This is a genomic window from Thalassospira sp. MIT1004, from assembly GCF_001858545.1.
In the GTDB taxonomy this organism is placed as follows: Bacteria; Pseudomonadota; Alphaproteobacteria; order Rhodospirillales; family Thalassospiraceae; genus Thalassospira; species Thalassospira xiamenensis.
In genome coordinates, this window is record NZ_MCAO01000011.1 from 351290 (window position 1) to 366291 (window position 15002).

Below are 15002 nucleotides of genomic sequence, written 5' to 3' on the forward strand. Positions count from 1 at the left end.
CGGACTTAACCGAAGCGACCCGTAATGTATCCCTTGGTGCGCTCGTCCTTGGGATTGGTGAAAATCTGATCGGTTTCGCCCACTTCGACCAGCTTGCCGAGATGGAAAAACGCCGTGCGCTGCGACACGCGGGCAGCCTGCTGCATGGAGTGCGTCACGATCACAATGGTGTAGTTCGAACGAAGCTCGTCGATCAGTTCCTCGACCTTTGCGGTTGCAATCGGGTCAAGTGCCGAACACGGTTCATCCATCAGGATGACTTCGGGGCTGACGGCAACCGCACGTGCAATGCAAAGACGCTGCTGCTGCCCACCAGAAAGACCGGTTGCCGGTTCCGGCAGACGGTCTTTGACTTCTTTCAGTAGACCCGCCCGTTCAAGCGAGGTCATGACGATTTCATCGAGCTCGTCGCGCGAATTCACCAGACCGTGAATACGTGGGCCATAGGCCACGTTGTCATAAATCGACTTCGGGAACGGGTTCGGTTTCTGGAACACCATGCCAATGCGCGCGCGCAACTGAACAACGTCGATTGCCTTGTCATAGATATCACGGTCATCAAGCGTTACCTTGCCCTTGATCGTGACACCGTCAATCGTGTCATTCATGCGGTTCATGCACCGCAGGAAGGTTGATTTGCCGCAGCCCGACGGGCCGATAAGTGCTGTGACCTGACGTTCGACAATGTCAAGATTGACATCAAAAAGCGCCTGGTTGTCGCCGTAGAAAAGATTGAGGTCACGGGCCGTCATTTTCGGGCTAGTGACTGACGGCTCTGCCGTCATTGCGCTTTGAGTTACAACAGCCATTTTACCACTTCCGTTCAAATTTCTTGCGCAGATACACGGCCAATCCGTTCATCAGAATCAGGAAGCCCAGCAAGACCATGATGGCCGCCGAAGTCTTCTCGACAAAGGCACGTTCCGGACTATCCGCCCACAGATAAATCTGCACCGGCAGAACTGTCGCCGGATCAAGTGCCCCGCCCGGGATATCAACAATAAACGCCACCATACCGATCATCAGAAGCGGTGCGGTTTCCCCAAGAGCCTGCGCCATGCCGATGATGGTCCCGGTCAGAATACCGGGCATCGCCAGCGGTAACACGTGATGGGTCACCGTCTGAACCGGCGACGCCCCAAGACCAAGGGCAGCCTGCCGGATCGACGGCGGCACTGCCTTGATCGCCGCACGTGATGCGATGATGATGGTCGGCAATGTCATGAGGGCCAGCGTCAGACCACCAACAACCGGGGCCGACCGCGGCAGGTGCATGACATTAAGGTAAACCTCAAGCCCGAGAAGACCGAACACGATCGACGGCACAGCCGCAAGGTTGTTGATGTTGACTTCGACAATCGTCGTGAACCGGTTTCGCGGTGCAAATTCTTCCAGATAGATCGCCGCCAGAACACCAATCGGAAACGACAGTATCAGTGTCACAACCAGGGTATAGAAAGACCCGACCGCAGCGCCCCAGATCCCGGCCAATTCCGGTTCGCGGGAATCACCATTGGTAAAGAACCGCGTATGGAACTGCTTTTCGACCGATCCTTGAGAGACCAGTGTATTATACCAACCAATTTCCTGATCGTTCAGGCGACGGTCGCCTTCGTCTGTGTTTGCACTGATATAACCTTTGTTGAGCATATCAAAGTCGTCACCGGAAATCAGCCAGACCTTCCGGGTCTGTCCGATCAGAGACGGATTTTCAAGCACCCTCTCGCGCAGATCATAAGATGCCCCGCCCGAAACAATGTCATAGAGATCACGCCGTTCGCTACGTCCGCTCACTTCCGGGAACTGTTTGCTCAGTGCATCCCTGATCAGACTATCAAAATTGGCCCTGCCAATAATTGCCGGATCACCTGTTCCGTCCGGATCAATCTTGGCCGGGTCGAAAAAGATTTCCATCTGAACATAGGTCTGGAAAAAGGCACTATAACCTTTCGAAATGATCGAATAGCCAAGCACAACCAGCGCCATAAGAGCGATGGCAATTGCGCTTAAGCCGTAAATCTTGAACCTGCGTTCCGCTGCGTAACGTTTTTTAATGTTACGTGCCAATTTCGGGCTGTCCCAGTCAACCGGCGTGTGCAGATTGCCAGAGATCACTTTTGCGGCGGCTCTGTCTTCCATAAGCGATGCCATATCAGTCATATTTCTCGCGATACTTCTGAACAACCTTAAGGGCAAACACGTTCAGACCCAAGGTGATAAGGAAAAGAAGCAGACCCAGTGCAAATGCCGACAGGGTTTTGGCACTGTCGAATTCCTGGTCACCGACCAGAAGTGTTACGATCTGCACGGTAACAGTGGTCACGGCCTGCAACGGGTTTACCGTCATGTTGGCGGCAAGTCCGGCAGCCATCACAACGATCATGGTTTCCCCAATCGCACGCGACACCGCCAGCAATACCGCACCAACAATACCGGGCAGGGCTGCGGGGAAAATCACATGCCGAATGGTTTCAGACCTTGTTGCACCAAGGCCATATGATCCGTCGCGCAACGACTTCGGCACCTGTGACATGACATCATCAGACAGCGATGACACGAACGGAATGATCATGACCCCCATGACCAGACCCGCAGCCAGCGCACTTTCGGAACTGACATCAAGTCCAAGCACAGCACCATTGTCGCGCAAGAACGGAGCAACTGTCAGGGCAGCAAAGAAGCCGTACACAACCGTCGGAACACCGGCCAAAATTTCAAGGGCAGGTTTGGCAACCGCCCGGAATTTCGGCGATGCATATTCACCCATATAGATGGCAGAGAACAAACCGACCGGCACCGCCACAAACATTGCAATCAGCGTAATCAGCAATGTTCCAACAAAAAGCGGGATTGCGCCAAATGCACCGTCGGACGCCACCTGATCTGCGCGGATGGCCGTCTGCGGGCTCCATTCCAGACCGAACAGGAAGTCCAGCGGGCTGACCTTGCCAAAGAAATGCAGCGCTTCAAACAAAAGCGAGAAAACAATGCCGACCGTCGACAGGATGGCAATCGCCGAACACACGATCATGATATAGCGAAACAGCCGTTCGACATTGTTTCGCGCGCGCATTTCCGAAGAAATCCGGCGGTAAGACAGAGCCAAGCCCACCAGGGCAACAGACACCATCACAACAATAAGAGCAGCATTTGCGATGGTGTTAAGATTGGCAAGCCGATGGCCGGCCTCTACAATCTCGGGAGAAACGGTAAGATGTTCCCCGCCTCCGGCAGCAATTTGCGAGATGCTGTTAAGCGCCAAAGATAACAGCCCGGAATTGGACGTCACTTCTTCGGGAAGATCGGCAACGATCATTGTCTGAATGATCGTCCCTTCAAACATCATCCAAACCAGCAAAAGGCCCAAAGCCGGCAGGCCGCACCACAACGCCGTATACATCCCGTAATGCGCAGGCAGCGAATGAAGATTGCTGTATCGACCGTTCGACAGGGCAACCGCGCGCTGTCGACCGAAATAAAATGACACGGCACACAGGAGTGCCACAGCAAGCAGCAAATAGGTCAGGGACATTGCGATTAATCCATTTGCCAAAGAATGACCAAAAAACTTGGTGCGCGTTTAAGGCAGGTCCAAGAATAAATCAATTAAAGCCTGAAAACAAAGAAACCGGTGGCAGAAAAGGCTGCCACCGGTTGAAAGATCGCGTTACATGCTCAGCGGAGCAAGGTTCAGCGCAGCATTACGAACTGCTTCACGCTCGGCCGCATCCATCGGGATGAGACCACGGTCAGCAAGGTAACCTTCGTCACCAAATGCTTTGTCGGAGGTGAATTCGGTCAGATATTCTTTGATACCCGGAATGGTACCAACATGGGCGTTCTTGACATAGAAGTACAGCGAACGCGAAACCGGGTAATCACCAGCAGAGATGGCTTCGAAGGTCGGCTCAACACCGGCAATCAGGGAACCCTGAAGTTTGTCGCCGTTCTGATCAAGGAACGAGAAGCCGAAGATGCCAAGCGCATCATGGTTTGCTTCGAGTTTCTGAACGATCAGGTTGTCGTTTTCACCGGCTTCAACATAGGCACCGTCTTCACGAACGCCTTTGCAAACTGCACCGTGCTGATCTTTGTTGTCCTTGATTGCCTTAATGGCTTCGAAGGAGTCACAGGCTTCTTCAAGTACCAGCTCGGTGAAGGCATCACGGGTACCGGAGGTCGGGGGCGGGCCGAGAACTTCGATTTTAACGTCCGGCAGGCTCGGGTCGATTTCGGCCCAGGTGCTGTACGGGTTATCGATCAGCGACTTGCCGTCTTTCGAAGGAACGGTTTTGGCCAGCGCCAGGAAGATCTGTTCTTTGGTCAGGTCAAGACGCGGAGCATCTTTGGAGTTCGACAGAACGATACCGTCGTAACCGACTTTGACTTCGGTGATTTCGCTGATGCCGTTTTTGGCACAGGTTTCAACTTCGGACTTCTTGATGCGACGCGAAGCATTGGTAATGTCCGGATGCTGTTCGCCAACACCGGCGCAGAACAGCTTCAGACCACCGCCGGAACCGGTCGATTCAATAACCGGTGTCTTGAACGAGGTGGTTTTACCGAATTCTTCAGCAACCGCAGTTGCGAACGGGAAAACGGTGGACGAACCAACGATACGAATCTGGTCGCGTGCCTGAGCCGCGCCAACAAAGGCAACGCTCATCAGCGCCGCAACAGCAAGAGTCTTCTTCATGGTAAATTCCCCAGTAATTGTTCCAAACCGGAACGGTGCAACGATCTGCGAGGCGGACTCTAACGCTGGGTGCTTACGGTATTGCGTCACTTTTGTTAACATTATGTGACAACGCATCGGAGATGAAAAAGACCTCGAAAAAACCTTTATTTATCAAAGGTTTTCTAAAATAGATCCGGGCCGGAATCAAAACTGGAACCGGCATTTTTCCTGTTTCCAGCCGCAGGTTTTACAGTCTTCGTTACATAAACTGTAACATTGCCCCGAAACATCACCCGGACTGGATAGACGACGCCACGGCAGCAGACCATCAACTGTTTTCGGTTTCCCTGCCTTTACAAAGTCCCCTGAAAACACGAAGCTTGTTCATAAGATATCAATCCGTTGGGAACAAAGTAGCGCAGAACTGCGCAAAAGGGAGACGACCATGAGCACTTCGCTCGACGAGATTCAGGCACTGATCCAGAAGCTTTCCGGTGAACTGGGCGACATGTCCGAAGCCGCATCACGCCACATCGATGACCTGCATGTCGCGGTCAACAACATTGCGTCTCATGTCCTTGCCATGGAAGCCGTCATTGCGGTGATGGCAACAAAGGTCGATGTCAGCGAAGCCGAAGTTCAGAACTGGATTCGCGAAAAAACCGCTGCTTTTGCCGAAGACAGCAGCGAAGGTTCTGCCGCCGAAAGTATCGCCACCAGCCTGCTTGCGAAATAAGCGGTTTCGCAAGCAGTCTCTGCCAGATTGCATAAAAGCCCGCACGACGCAACGTCGGCGGGCTTTTGCATTTAGACGTCCAAACCGTTGTCTAGGCGATCTTTTCAGCATAGTACGGCAAAAGCTTTTCGGGGGTCGGTCCCCCCGCTGCCCAGTCAAGCAATTGCACCGTATGCACAACTTTCAACGCATCGGTTTCAAGCTGCACCATGCAGCCGATATTGCCCGTCGCAACCAGATCCGGTGCCGTGTTTCTGATATTGCCAAGTTTGCGGTCGCGCAATTTGCCCGCGATTTCAGGCTGCAACAGGTTATAAACCCCCGCCGACCCGCAGCATAAATGCCCTTCGGCAATTTCAAGCACCTCGTACCCGGCCTTTTTCAGAAGGTCGCGCGGTTCACGAATGATCTTCTGACCATGCTGCATCGAACATGCCGAATGATAGGCAACCCGCGCCCCGCCATGAGTCGCCCCGGCAAAACGATCCGCCGGGACATCAATCCCTGCCAGATATTCGGTCACATCACAGGCAAGGTCGGAAATTTTGGCCGCTTTCGCCGCGTAGTTCCGATCATGGCGCAACATGTGCCCGTAATCCTTGACCGTTGTGCCACATCCCGATGCCGTAATGACAATCGCATCAAGCCCCTCGCCCGCAAGTTCCCGGCTCCAGGCATCAATGTTGGCTTTGGCCTGTTGATGGGATTGCGCTTCCTTTCCCATATGATGGACAAGCGACCCGCAACAACCCGCCCCTTGGGCCACAACGATTTCGATGCCAAGGCGTGTCAGTAAACGAACGGTTGCCTCGTTTATCTCGGTCTCAAGAACCTGTTGCGCACAGCCGGTCAGGATGGCGACCCGGCCTTTGCGTTGACCAATTGCCGGGATCACCTGCGGCTTGTCGACCCAGCTTGGCGGCGGCATATGGCGCGCCCCCATTTTGACCATGCCCTTCAGACGGCCCGGCAAAAAGCGTGCGAATGGCGATGCCAGTTTCGCCCCGATCAGGGAAAGCCTGAAAAGCGTCGGATTTGGCACGACAATCGATAAAATCCGGCGCAACCATTTATCTGCAAACGGCCGGTCATAGGTTTCTTCGATATGGGCGCGCGCATTGTCGATCAGGTGCATGTAATCGACACCCGATGGGCATGTCGTTGTGCAGGACAGGCACGACAGGCACCGATCAAGATGTTTGACCACCTTTTCTGTCGCCGGTTTATCGTTTTCCAGCATGTCCTTGATCAGGTAAATCCGCCCGCGCGGACTATCAAGTTCATCCCCCAAGGTCACAAAAGTCGGGCATGTCGCGGTACAGAACCCGCAATGCACGCATTTGCGAAGGATCTGTTCACTTTCGGCAATTGCCGGGTGGGCAAGCTGGGCGGCGGTAAAGTTCGTTTGCATTACGCGTTCCCCCGCTTGGCAATCATGTGTCCGATCCGGCCCGGATTAAGGATACCTTCAGGGTCAAAATTCTCGCGGATTTTGGCATTGATGCGGGCCAAAGCCGCGTCCTCGGCATGGAAAACCGGCACCTGATTTCTAATATCTTCGGGCGCGCGCACCAGAACCGCCCGCGCATCGTGAGACACGGCAATGTCGCGCACTTTATCGGCCATCGCATCACCCCCGGCCAGTTGCAGCCAGGTTTGCGCCCCGGCCCAATCCATCATGATCTTCCCGCCGGTTTCGTCGGCCAGTTTCGCAGCAATCGCACCGCCAGATGCCGGTGGCCCGGAAACACGCCATAGCAATCCGATCCCCCCTGCAAACGGGGCAACATCGGCAACCGCCTGCCAGAACGCGTTGCTGTTGGCGCTATGAAGTTCTTCACTGGCACCGATATCGGCCAGAAGCTTACGCAATGCCTCGCACCGCCAGGCAACCGAGGGTGCAGGACCTTCAACGCGCAGCGCGACAATACCGGTCCCGATGCCGGTCACAATGTCCAGACCAAGTTTTACAACCTGTTCCCGCGCAATCCATGCGGCGGCCGAAACCTCGTTCTCGCTGCCCAGGGCGCGCGTCATGGCACTGCCTGCAATTTGCATATCGTCACAGGCGATCAGAACAGTTCGGGTTTTCTCGTCGCGCGGCATGACTTTCATGGTGATGGTATGCATCACGCCAAGCGTGCCAAACGATCCCGCCATCAGCTTTGACAGATCAAACCCGGTTACGTTCTTCATGACCCGTCCACCGGATTTAAAATCCTCGGCCCGGCCGCTGATGGCTTCAAATCCCAAAAGATGATCGCGTGCCGCACCGACCTTGATCCGGCGCGGTCCCGAAAGATTGGACGCAATCAGTCCGCCAATCGTTCCGGCATGATCCGCAACACCATCGGCGAGCAACCCCGGAAAATTTCCGGGTTCAAAATGGAATTGCTGGTTCTTATCGCGCAGTAACGCGTGAATTTCGGCAAGAGACGTGCCCGCCCGCACAGAAACCACCAGTTCTTCCGGTTCATAAAACATGACCCCGGTCAATTTCGACAGGTCCAGAACATGGTCGGCTGCTACCGCATGCCCATATGTTTTCTTGCTGCCCGATCCAATGATTTCAAGCGGGTTTTTTGAACCAAGCGCCCAACTGATGGCCTCACGCAATTGTTCGGGCGTGGTGGGGGATATGACTTCCGTCATTGCGGCTTCTCTCTTCCTCTCCTGATCCTTGCCAACCGGTTGGTGGGAACCGGTGGCAGGATTATTTTTCTTCTCGTCTCTCGTTCCGACCTAAAAGCGCGGGATATCCGGGAATTTGTTGGCGACTTCGCGCGCATGCAGGGTTTTAAGTTCGCCACAGCCATGCAAGGTCGGGAAAACCTTGCCGGGATTAAGCAATTCATCCTCGTCAAACGCCAGCTTCAGGCGTTCCTGATGTTTCATGTCATCTTCGGTGAACATTTCAGGCATCAGATCGCGTTTTTCGACGCCAATCCCGTGCTCGCCCGACAAAACCCCGCCGACCTCGACACATAGTTTCAGGATATCGGCACCAAATGCCTCGGCCCGTTCCAGTTCGCCGGGCTGATTGGCATCAAACATGATCAGCGGATGCAGATTGCCGTCGCCTGCATGAAAAACATTGGCAACCCGCAACCCGTGGCGTTGCGACAAAACCTGCATCCCGGTCAGGACTTCGACCAGACGTCGGCGCGGGATGGTGCCATCCATACAGATATAATCGGGCGAAATACGGCCAATCGCCGGAAAGGCATTCTTGCGCCCCGACCAGAACAGCAGCCTTTCATCCTCGCTTTCGGAGATACGCGAATAAACCGCACCGCATTCACTGGCAATCGCGCCCACCCGTTCAATCAGATAATCGACCTCGACCTTTGGCCCATCGAGTTCGACAAGCAGCAACGCCTCGACATCAAGCGGATAACCCGCATGGACGAAATCCTCGGTCGCCTTGATGGCCGGGGCGTCCATCATTTCAAGACCGCCCGGAATGATCCCGTCGGCAATGATCCGGGCAACGCAATTGCCGCCCTCCTCGCTACTGTTAAAGCCAAGCAGAAGCGCGCGCGCCGTTTCAGGCTTTCGCAGAATGCGCACCGTGACTTCGGTAACGATGCCAAGCAACCCTTCGGACCCGGTAATCACCCCCAAAAGGTCATAGCCCGACTGATCCAGTCCCTTGCCCCCGATCCGAAGGATTTCACCCTCGATCGTGACCATTTCAACACCAAGGACATTGTTGGTGGTTAGTCCGTATTTCAGGGAATGCACACCACCCGAATTTTCCGCGATATTGCCGCCAATCGAACAGGCGATCTGGCTGGACGGGTCCGGGGCATAATAAAACCCCTTATGTTCGACCGCGCGCGTGATCCCAAGATTGGTCACACCGGGCTGCACGACGACCGCCCTGTTGTCCCAGTCGATATCCAGAACGCGGTTAAACTTCATCATACTGATCGTGATCGCATCCGCCATCGGCAACGCACCGCCCGAAAGGCCGGTGCCCGCCCCACGTGGAACGACACGAATTTTGTGGGTATGGCAATATTTCAGAATGGCCGCGACCTGCCCGGTATTTTCGGGCAGGACCACGATCATCGGAAGCTGGCGATAGGCCATCAACCCGTCGCATTCATAGGGCCGGAGCCGGTCTTCATCAACAATAACCCCGCCGTCGTTGGGAACGATGTTCCGCATGGCAGCAATGATGTCCTTGCGACGTGCAAGGGTCGATTGATCCGGCTCAGGCATCCTAAGCATGCGACGTTTACTCCCTTAATTCGATCAGCAAATCCTTGCTGTCGACCTGTGTACCGGCGGGGGCATGAATGGTCGCCACAACCCCGTCCCTTTCCGCATGAACCGCGGTTTCCATTTTCATCGCCTCAAGCGAACACATCACATCGCCCGCCTTGACCTTCTGGCCCTCGGCAACATGGACCTCGACGACAAGGCCCGGCATCGGGGCCGCGATATGAAGCTGGTTACCATCCTCGGCCTTTGGCTTGACCTTGCCCGTGGCGGCCAATGTCTTATCGGCAACCTTGACTGTCCGGGGCTGGCCGTTCAGCTCAAAGAACACGGTCCGATTGCCTTCCTCGTCCCCGCCTTCGGAGGTCGCGAGATAGCGGATCACAAGCGTCTTGCCCTTTTCCAGATCGACGGAAATCTCGTCATTCTGGCTCATGCCATAGAAGAAGATCGGGGTCGGCAGGATCGAAACATCGGCGTTGTGACTACGATGTTCGGCATATTCAAGGAACACCTTGGGATACATCACATAGGATGCAACCTCGGCATCACTGATGCTGCGATGGGTTTTCTTTTCGATTTCCTTGCGGGTTGCTTCGAAATCAATCGGGGCCATGGATTTGCCCGGTCGATCCGAAAGGGCTTCGGCCCCCTTAAGCACCTTGCGCTGAAGGGCTGGCGGGAAGCCACCAACCGGTTGACCGATTTCACCACGGAAGAACGAAATGACACTATCGGGGAATGCGATGTCCTTTTTCGGGTCCAGCACATCCTTTTCGGTAATGCCCGACGTCACCATCGTCAACGCCATGTCACCGACAACCTTCGAGCTTGGCGTCACCTTGACGACATCGCCAAACATCTTGTTGACTGCGGCATAAGCTTTGGACACTTCCGGCCAGCGTTCCTCGATACCAAGGGAACGTGCCTGCTGGCGCAGGTTGGTATATTGGCCGCCGGGCATTTCATGGACATAAACATCCGATGTACCGCTGCGGATATCGCTTTCAAATCCGGCATAATACCGCCGGACCTGTTCCCAATAGGTCGAAACTTCTTTAAGCGCCTCGGTATTAAGCCCCGGATCACGTGGTTGCCCGATATAGTTATTGGCAATCGAACCAAGGTTTGGCTGAGATGTCAGGCCAGACATCGAATCCATGGCTGCATCCACCGCATCCACCCCGGCATCAATCGCGGCAATCACGGTGGCCGCCGAAATGCCGCTGGTATCGTGGGTATGGAAATGGATCGGAATATTGACCGTATCCTTCAACGCCTTGATCAGGGTCGTTGCCGCCGCCGGACGCAGAACCCCCGCCATATCCTTAAGCCCCAGGATATGCGCACCGGATGCCTCAAGCTCCCGGGCCATTTTGACATAGTAATCAAGGTTATATTTCGGGCGTTTCTCGTCAAAGATATCGCCCGTATAGCAAATGGTTGCTTCGCACAGCTTGTCGGTTTTCAGAACCGCATCCATGGCAACCTTCATGTTTTCGACCCAGTTCAGGGAATCGAACACACGGAAAACATCCATGCCGTGTTCTGCCGCCTGCTTGACGAAATATTCGACCGCATTGTCGGGATAGTTGGTGTAACCGACCGCATTCGACGCCCGCAACAGCATCTGTGTCAGGATATTGGGAACCCGTTCACGCAGTTTGACCAGACGATCCCACGGATCTTCTTTCAGGAACCGCATCGCGACGTCAAACGTCGCCCCGCCCCAGCATTCCAGCGAAAACAGTTCCGGCAGCCCATGCGCATAATAAGGCGCGATTTCAAGCATATCGAAGGTTCGCATCCGGGTCGCCAGCAACGACTGATGGGCATCACGCATCGTGGTATCGGTGATCAGAACGCGTTTCTGATCCTTCATCCAGCGTGAAAAGCCCTCGGCCCCCAACTGGTCAAGCTTCTGCTTGGTGCCCGGGCGGATTTCACCCAGATCAATCGATTTCGGCATCACCGGCGCATGCAGGTTTGTCGGCACCACCCGGCCTTCGACCTCCGGGTTACCGTTGACCGTAACCTCGCCAATGAAACGCAGCAAACGGGTCGCGCGGTCGCGACGGCGCACGAATTTGAACAGTTCGGGCGTTTCATCAATAAACCGCGTGGTATATTCACCGGCCCTGAATTTCGGATGATTGATCAGGTTTTCAAGGAAGGCCAGGTTGGTCGCAACACCGCGAATACGAAACTCGCGAAGGGCACGGTCCATACGGTCGACCGCTTCGCGCGGGGTACTTCCCCATGCGGTGACCTTTTCCAGCATACTGTCATAAAACGGGGTGATCACCGCCCCGGAATAGGCCGTGCCACCATCCAGACGGATGCCAAAACCGTTGGCCCCGCGATACACCTTGATGATCCCATAATCGGGCACAAAGCTGTTTTCAGGGTTTTCCGTCGTGATGCGGCACTGAAGCGCATGATCACGCAGCTTGATCTTGTCCTGCCACGGAATGCCGGTTTCCGACGGGAAACCGATGCGTCCCCCCTGCGCAACAAGGATTTGCGCCTTCACAAGGTCAAATCCGGTCACGCATTCCGTCACGGTATGTTCAACCTGGATGCGGGGATTGACCTCGATGAAGTAAAACTTGGATGTATCAACATCCATCAGGAATTCGACGGTCCCCGCATTGACGTAATTCGCAGCCTTGCCCAGACGAAGGGCTGCTTCGCAAAGTTCCTTGCGCTGTTCTTCGTCAAGGTAGGGGGCGGGTGCGCGTTCAACGACCTTCTGGTTGCGGCGCTGAACCGAACAGTCGCGTTCAAACAGATGCACCAAAGTGCCATGCGTATCACCCAGAAGCTGGACTTCGACATGGCGGGCGCGACGGATCAGTTTTTCAAAATAAACCTCGTCATTGCCAAATGCAGCGGCGGCTTCGCGTTTGGCGGCCAGAACCTGCTTGGAAAGATCCTTGGAATTCTCGATGACGCGCATCCCGCGGCCACCACCGCCCCAACTGGCCTTCAGCATGATCGGATAACCGACCTGATCGGCGATGCGGGTAACTTCATTCATATCGTCAGGCAATGCACCCGATGCCGGCATTACGGGCACACCGGCACTTTCTGCCAGATTACGCGCGGCAACCTTGTTGCCCAATGTCCGCATGACTTCGGAATCAGGACCGATAAACGTTATTCCGGCCTCGGCACAGGCGTCGGCAAAATCGGGGTTCTCAGACAGAAACCCATAGCCCGGGTGAATGGCATCAACGCCAGCTTCACGGGCAACACGCAGGATATCCTCGATATCAAGATAGGCGCGAATGGGTTTGTTGCCCTTGCCAACGGTGTAACTTTCGTCGGCCTTGAACCTGTGCAGGGCAAAACGGTCTTCGTCGGAAAAGATGGCAACTGTGCGAATGCCAAGCTCGTTGGCGGCACGCAGAACACGAATCGCGATTTCACCGCGGTTCGCGACCAGAAGTTTACGGATACGCTTTGGTGCAGAACGCGTCATGGACACCGGGCTCCTACCAGATTTGTAGGGCAGGTGCGTCCCTGTGCGCCCCTGCCGAAAACCAAGAGAAACGCCACGATATGATCCCGGAATGCGTTGCGGTGCGGGATGCCTGCAACGCCATACCATCTGTGGCGATAAAGGATGTCTGTCACGTTAAAACGCGTGCAGCGCATCCAGGGTTCCTGGCGCCCGGTGGGCAGGCGACGTGTCTGATATATGCGCAATGCGCTGCCTCTGTCAAAGCATGATCTTCGAAATTGGTAATACCAATTTCACTTTATCGCAGCCAGTGTCTTTTCACCATGTGGAAAATCGCGCCTGCGCCTAATGCAACCCAAAGGTTCAAAACCTGTTATCAGGCGCAGACTTTTGGTGCTTTTGTGATATTGTCCGGCCCGAAAATTCTTCCTGTATCCGAGACTGTTGTGCCCATGCGGAAAATCAATCTTCGACTAAAGTTTTTGCTGCTGTCGATCCTGCCACTGGTTCTGGCCGCTGCGGCAATATCGTATCTGGTATTTGCACAGGCCGAACGACTGGCCGAAGCAGAAATCAGAACGTTCGAACGCAACATTCTCGAAGCCCGCAAGGAAGAGCTTAAAAGCTATCTTGAACTCGCCCTTGCTTCGATAGATCACATTTATTCGGTCGCAAGCCCGCTGGATGCCGTTTCCAAGGAACGGGTCAAAAGCATCATCGAAGACCTGTCCTATGGCGAGGATGGCTATTTCTTTATCTATGACCGTGATGGTACGGCCCTTGTCGACCCGCCACAGCCATGGCGTCTGGGGCGCACATATTGGAACCTGCGCGATTTGAACGGAAATTCCGTCATTCAGGCGCTGATTTTCAATGCCGAAAAAGGTGGTGGTTTCCTGCGCCATGTCTGGGAAAAACCGTCAACCGGCGAACCCGCCGAAAAAATCGCCTATTCCCTGATGCTTGAAAAATGGGGCTGGATGATCGGTACCGGGATTTATATCGATGACATTTCCGAACAGGTGAAGGAAATCGAGACCGAGGTATCATCCCATATCCGTGACACGACAATATCGATTGTCGGCATCACCATTCTGGCGGTTTTGCTCGTCGGCATTTCGGGCACCGTCGTCACCCTTTCGGAACGCAAACTTGCTGATTCCAAGCTAAAGGAACTGACCCATCGGGTTGTTGATGTGCAGGAACAGGAACGTTTGCGGGTGTCGCGCGAATTGCATGACGGCATCAGCCAGATTCTTGTTTCCGTCAAATATTCGGTAGAAACCGCAATCGCACGCCTGGGACCGGAAAAGAATGCCGCGACCGAACCGATGGAAAAGGCCGCCAAGCGATTGCAGGATGCCATCCACGAAGTCCGTCGCATATCGCGCGACCTACGCCCGGCGGTTCTCGATGATCTTGGCCTGCGCCCGGCCATTGAAAGCATGTGCAAGGAACTGGCAGACCGGTCCGACATGCAGATTGATGTCAAATCGGACAATATCGATGTTGTTCTTGATATCGCGAAAAAGACGACACTGTATCGGGTCTTGCAGGAAACCCTGACCAATATCGAACGTCACGCCGATGCCACGCATATCAAGGTCACGATCCGCCGCGAAGGTCAAAGTGTCGTGATGAAAATCATCGATAACGGTGTCGGATTTGAAACCAACCGGTATATTCGCAACCGTGATCCGCGTGCGGGGATCGGCCTTCGAAATATGCGCGAACGCATGGAATTCCATGGTGGGGGCATGACCGTCAAATCCGAACCGGACGATGGAACAACCATAACTGCCTATATTCCGGTTTCGCGTGATAATGATCTACCCGTCACCGTCATCAGCGGCTAAGGTGGCAACAGATGTTTCAGCAATGTGACAGAGAACAGA

The 15002-nt window shown here is 54.6% G+C and carries 10 protein-coding genes; 2 read left to right on the forward strand and 8 right to left on the reverse strand.

What is annotated here, in order from left to right:
- Positions 1–5: 5 nt before the first annotated feature.
- The 4 genes from pstB to BC440_RS06415 all read right to left on the reverse strand — a co-directional run bounded on the left by pstB (position 6) and on the right by BC440_RS06415 (position 4696).
- A complete protein-coding gene (gene pstB / locus BC440_RS06400; RefSeq protein WP_037987065.1) occupies positions 6–809 on the reverse strand; it encodes a phosphate ABC transporter ATP-binding protein PstB in 804 nt (267 codons plus the stop codon).
- A gap of 1 nt (position 810) precedes the next feature.
- The gene (pstA, locus tag BC440_RS06405) at positions 811–2160 is read right to left on the reverse strand and encodes a phosphate ABC transporter permease PstA (RefSeq protein WP_063094362.1); all 1350 of its coding nucleotides are present in this window, start codon (positions 2158–2160) and stop codon (positions 811–813) included.
- Positions 2153–3532, reverse strand: a complete 1380-nt coding sequence (gene pstC, locus BC440_RS06410; RefSeq protein ID WP_007091982.1) for a phosphate ABC transporter permease subunit PstC — start codon at positions 3530–3532, stop codon at positions 2153–2155. Before pstC ends, pstA begins: the two co-directional genes overlap by 8 nt.
- A 135-nt stretch (positions 3533–3667) precedes the next feature.
- Positions 3668–4696, reverse strand: a complete 1029-nt coding sequence (locus tag BC440_RS06415; protein ID WP_063094360.1) for a PstS family phosphate ABC transporter substrate-binding protein — start codon at positions 4694–4696, stop codon at positions 3668–3670.
- A gap of 427 nt (positions 4697–5123) precedes the next feature.
- Here BC440_RS06415 and BC440_RS06420 point away from each other — a divergent pair, with 427 nt between their 5' ends.
- A complete protein-coding gene (locus BC440_RS06420; RefSeq protein ID WP_063094358.1) occupies positions 5124–5414 on the forward strand; it encodes a hypothetical protein in 291 nt (96 codons plus the stop codon).
- 91 nt (positions 5415–5505) lie between these two features.
- Here the strand turns inward: BC440_RS06420 and glcF are convergent, their stop codons facing one another.
- The 4 genes from glcF to BC440_RS06440 form a co-directional block, all read right to left on the reverse strand.
- Positions 5506–6825 carry a glycolate oxidase subunit GlcF gene (gene glcF, locus BC440_RS06425; RefSeq protein WP_007091657.1) on the reverse strand — a complete coding sequence of 440 codons (1320 nt, stop codon included), beginning with the start codon at positions 6823–6825 and terminating at the stop codon, positions 5506–5508.
- The gene (gene glcE / locus BC440_RS06430; RefSeq protein ID WP_063094356.1) at positions 6825–8066 is read right to left on the reverse strand and encodes a glycolate oxidase subunit GlcE; all 1242 of its coding nucleotides are present in this window, start codon (positions 8064–8066) and stop codon (positions 6825–6827) included. The genes glcF and glcE overlap by 1 nt, the downstream gene beginning before the upstream one ends.
- A gap of 90 nt (positions 8067–8156) precedes the next feature.
- On the reverse strand, positions 8157–9641 hold the full coding sequence (locus BC440_RS06435) for an FAD-linked oxidase C-terminal domain-containing protein (RefSeq protein WP_063094354.1): 1485 nt from the start codon (positions 9639–9641) through the stop codon (positions 8157–8159).
- A 16-nt stretch (positions 9642–9657) separates the two neighbouring features.
- Positions 9658–13125, reverse strand: coding sequence for a pyruvate carboxylase (locus tag BC440_RS06440; protein ID WP_063094352.1), 3468 nt, complete (start codon positions 13123–13125; stop codon positions 9658–9660).
- 434 nt (positions 13126–13559) lie between these two features.
- On the opposite strand from BC440_RS06440, the gene BC440_RS06445 reads away from it, so the two are divergent.
- Complete coding sequence (locus tag BC440_RS06445) at positions 13560–14963, forward strand: cache domain-containing protein (RefSeq protein WP_037987450.1); 1404 nt, start codon at positions 13560–13562, stop codon at positions 14961–14963.
- Positions 14964–15002: the final 39 nt, after the last annotated feature.

What these genes read in the sequence shown, in the direction of transcription:
- pstB (WP_037987065.1), bottom strand. Translation starts at nt 809, where the DNA reads ATGGCTGTTGTAACTCAAAGCGCAATGACGGCAGAGCCGTCAGTCACT.
- pstA (WP_063094362.1), bottom strand. Translation starts at nt 2,160, where the DNA reads ATGACTGATATGGCATCGCTTATGGAAGACAGAGCCGCCGCAAAAGTG.
- pstC (WP_007091982.1), bottom strand. Translation starts at nt 3,532, where the DNA reads ATGTCCCTGACCTATTTGCTGCTTGCTGTGGCACTCCTGTGTGCCGTG.
- BC440_RS06415 (WP_063094360.1), bottom strand. Translation starts at nt 4,696, where the DNA reads ATGAAGAAGACTCTTGCTGTTGCGGCGCTGATGAGCGTTGCCTTTGTT.
- BC440_RS06420 (WP_063094358.1), top strand. Translation starts at nt 5,124, where the DNA reads ATGAGCACTTCGCTCGACGAGATTCAGGCACTGATCCAGAAGCTTTCC.
- glcF (WP_007091657.1), bottom strand. Translation starts at nt 6,825, where the DNA reads ATGCAAACGAACTTTACCGCCGCCCAGCTTGCCCACCCGGCAATTGCC.
- glcE (WP_063094356.1), bottom strand. Translation starts at nt 8,066, where the DNA reads ATGACGGAAGTCATATCCCCCACCACGCCCGAACAATTGCGTGAGGCC.
- BC440_RS06435 (WP_063094354.1), bottom strand. Translation starts at nt 9,641, where the DNA reads ATGCCTGAGCCGGATCAATCGACCCTTGCACGTCGCAAGGACATCATT.
- BC440_RS06440 (WP_063094352.1), bottom strand. Translation starts at nt 13,125, where the DNA reads ATGACGCGTTCTGCACCAAAGCGTATCCGTAAACTTCTGGTCGCGAAC.
- BC440_RS06445 (WP_037987450.1), top strand. Translation starts at nt 13,560, where the DNA reads ATGCGGAAAATCAATCTTCGACTAAAGTTTTTGCTGCTGTCGATCCTG.